Annotated in this window: 1 protein-coding gene; it reads right to left on the reverse strand. The window is 43.7% G+C overall.

Annotated elements, in window-relative coordinates; all coding sequences use genetic code 11:
- On the reverse strand, window positions 1-400 hold a 400-nt coding region (locus EOA22_RS37330; protein WP_206521613.1), incomplete at its 3' end, for an ankyrin repeat domain-containing protein.
- Between the last annotated feature and the right edge of the window lie 12 nt (window positions 401-412).

A 412-nucleotide genomic window follows, 5' to 3' on the forward strand; every position in this document is an offset into this window, starting at 1 on the left:
CTTCCAACTTGTTCCCCTTCGAAGCCACCATCAGCACGTTGTTTCCTTCTCCGTCTACTTGTTCTACATTCACGCCTTTCTTCAAAAAGTAGTTGAGCACTTCCATATCATCATTGCTGGCAGCCAATATGTGGAGAGGCGTGGTGCCATCTTTGGTGGTCGCGTTAGGTGCTACTCCTTTTGATTCTAAATACTCATAAACCGACAATGGATTGCTCTTGCCACGCGTTCCCTTTGCGGCAAATAACATGGCGTTTCCACCTACTTTGTTTAAGGTTTTATAAGCCACATCTTTTTCAATCAGTAAGTCCATCATCTCGGTGTTTCCAGACTTGGCAGCATAGTTGAAAGCGGAGTTTCCCTCTGAATCCGTAGAATATAGGTCTAATCCTTTCTTCATGAAATATTTCGT

It is taken from the genome of Mesorhizobium sp. M7A.F.Ca.US.014.04.1.1 (assembly GCF_003998745.1).
Classification (GTDB): Bacteria; Pseudomonadota; Alphaproteobacteria; order Rhizobiales; family Rhizobiaceae; genus Mesorhizobium; species Mesorhizobium ciceri.